The following is a 2,883-nucleotide window of genomic DNA, read 5'->3' on the forward strand; positions in this document are numbered from 1 at the left end:
ATGATAAAGGATTTTTAAAAATAAAATAAAAACTGGCGGCGGCCTACTCTCCCGCGTTAGCAGTACCATCGGCGCTGGTGGGCTTAACTTCTGTGTTCGGAATGGGAACAGGTGAGCCCCACCGCTAAAACCACCCTAAAGGTTGTATATAAGATATCAGAACTGAGATCTCAGATTTCAGACTTTTATTCGTCTGGTATCTGATGTCTTACATCTGACATCTGTTTTAAGCGATAAAAACTTTCACAAAGAGCTAACCTTGCTGCACTTCCGTGCGCCATATTAGGCTATAAATCTACGGGTAATTAGTACTACTCGGCTATGACATTACTGTCTTTACACCTATAGCCTATCAACGTGGTCATCTCCCACGACCCTTAAAAGATGTCTCATCTTGAGGCGAGTTTCGCACTTATATGCTTTCAGTGCTTATCTCTTCCAAACGTAGCTACTCAGCAGTGCACCTGGCGGTACAACTGATACACCAGAGGTTTGTTCAATTCGGTCCTCTCGTACTAGAATCAAGCCCTCTCAAACATCTAACGCCCGCAATAGATAGAGACCGAACTGTCTCACGACGTTCTGAACCCAGCTCGCGTGCCACTTTAATGGGCGAACAGCCCAACCCTTGGGACCTTCTCCAGCCCCAGGATGTGACGAGCCGACATCGAGGTGCCGAACCTCCCCGTCGATGTGAGCTCTTGGGGGAGACTAGCCTGTTATCCCCGGAGTACCTTTTATCCTATGAGCGATGGCCCTTCCATACGGAACCACCGGATCACTATGTCCTGCTTTCGCACCTGATCGACTTGTTGGTCTCACAGTCAAGCACCCTTATGCCATTACACTCTACGCACGGTTACCAAGCGTGCTGAGGGTACCTTTGAAAGCCTCCGTTACTCTTTTGGAGGCGACCACCCCAGTCAAACTACCCACCACGCAATGTCCTTCTAAAAGAAGTTAGGCTCCAAGTAAGTAAAGGGTGGTATTTCAACGTTGGCTCCACCTACACTAGCGTGCAAGCTTCAAAGCCTCCCACCTATCCTACACATTACTTACTCAAAGTCAATACGAAGTTATAGTAAAGGTTCACAGGGTCTTTTCGTCCCATTGCGGGTACTCGGCATCTTCACCGAGACTACAATTTCACAGAGCTCATGGTTGAGACAGTGCCCAGATCGTTACACCATTCGTGCAGGTCGGAACTTACCCGACAAGGAATTTCGCTACCTTAGGACCGTTATAGTTACGGCCGCCGTTTACTGGGGCTTCAGTTAATGCCTTCGGTTTAACCCTAAGCACCTTCCTTAACCTTCCAGCACCGGGCAGGTGTCAGACCCTATACTGCATCTTTCGATTTTGCAGAGTCCTGTGTTTTTGATAAACAGTCGCCTGGGCCTCTTTACTGCGGCCACCATTGCTGATGGCGTCTCTTCTCCCGAAGTTACGAGACTATTTTGCCTAGTTCCTTAACCATGATTCACTCTAGCACCTTAGGATTCTCTCCTCGACTACCTGTGTCGGTTTTGGTACGGGTTGCTTCACTTCGGCTTTTCTTGGAAGCACTTTCCCTACAGCAGCTTCGCCCGAAGGCTAGGCCTTGACTATTCCGTCAGTCTCCAGTAAGTACGGCACTCCGTCCCCTTTTTAGTGTGAGCAAGTATGGGAATATTAACCCATTGTCCATCCACTACCCCTTTCGGGTTCGCGTTAGGTCCCGACTAACCCTCAGCTGATTAGCATGGCTGAGGAAACCTTAGTCTTTCGGTGAGCGGGTTTCTCGCCCGCTTTATCGTTACTTATGCCTACATTTTCTTTTCTATCCGCTCCACAATGCCTCACAGCACTGCTTCGGCGCAAATAGAATGCTCTCCTACCAGATGTATCTAAAATACAAATCCATAGCTTCGGTAATATGTTTATGCCCGATTATTATCCATGCCGGACCGCTCGACTAGTGAGCTGTTACGCACTCTTTAAATGAATGGCTGCTTCCAAGCCAACATCCTAGCTGTCAATGCAGTCCAACCGCGTTGCTTCAACTTAACATATATTTTGGGACCTTAGCTGTTGGTCTGGGTTCTTTCCCTCTCGGACATGGACCTTAGCACCCATGCCCTCACTGCCGTAGAACATTTATTAGCATTCGGAGTTTGTCAGGAATTGGTAGGCGATGAAACCCCCGCATCCAATCAGTAGCTCTACCTCTAATAAACTTATATACGACGCTGCACCTAAATGCATTTCGGAGAGTACGAGCTATCTCCCAGTTTGATTGGCCTTTCACCCCTACCCACAGGTCATCCGAAGACTTTTCAACGTCAACCGGTTCGGTCCTCCACTCTGTGTTACCAGAGCTTCAACCTGCCCATGGGTAGATCACAAGGTTTCGCGTCTAATCCTACTAACTATACGCCCTATTCAGACTCGCTTTCGCTCCGGCTCCGGTACTTAATACCTTAACCTCGCTAGTAAAATTAACTCGTAGGCTCATTATGCAAAAGGCACGCCGTCACCCAACATGTGGGCTCCGACCGCTTGTAGGCGTACGGTTTCAGGTTCTATTTCACCCTTCTATTCGAAGTGCTTTTCACCTTTCCTTCACAGTACTTGTTCACTATCGGTCTTTCAGGAGTATTTAGCCTTGGAGGATGGTCCCCCCATATTCAGACAGGATTTCACGTGTCCCGCCCTACTCATTTATCACTTAAATATGCCTTTCATATACGGGGCTATCACCCTCTACGGCTGTTCTTTCCAGAACATTCTATTAAACATAAATTAGCTTTTGGGCTAATCCGCTTTCGCTCGCCACTACTTACGGAATCTCTTCGATTTCTTTTCCTCCGGGTACTTAGATGTTTCAGTTCTCCGGGTTTGCTC

At 47.9% G+C, this 2,883-nt stretch carries 2 rRNA genes; both read right to left on the reverse strand.

The window, feature by feature from the left end:
* Nucleotides 1-30: 30 nt before the first annotated feature.
* A 5S ribosomal RNA gene (gene rrf / locus J2772_RS24050) occupies nucleotides 31-138 on the reverse strand.
* 147 nt (nucleotides 139-285) lie between these two features.
* Nucleotides 286-2,883: ribosomal RNA gene (locus J2772_RS24055) — 23S ribosomal RNA — on the reverse strand; the annotation flags it as partial.

The organism is Chryseobacterium jejuense (assembly GCF_017877355.1).
Lineage (GTDB): Bacteria > Bacteroidota > Bacteroidia > Flavobacteriales > Weeksellaceae > Chryseobacterium > Chryseobacterium jejuense_A.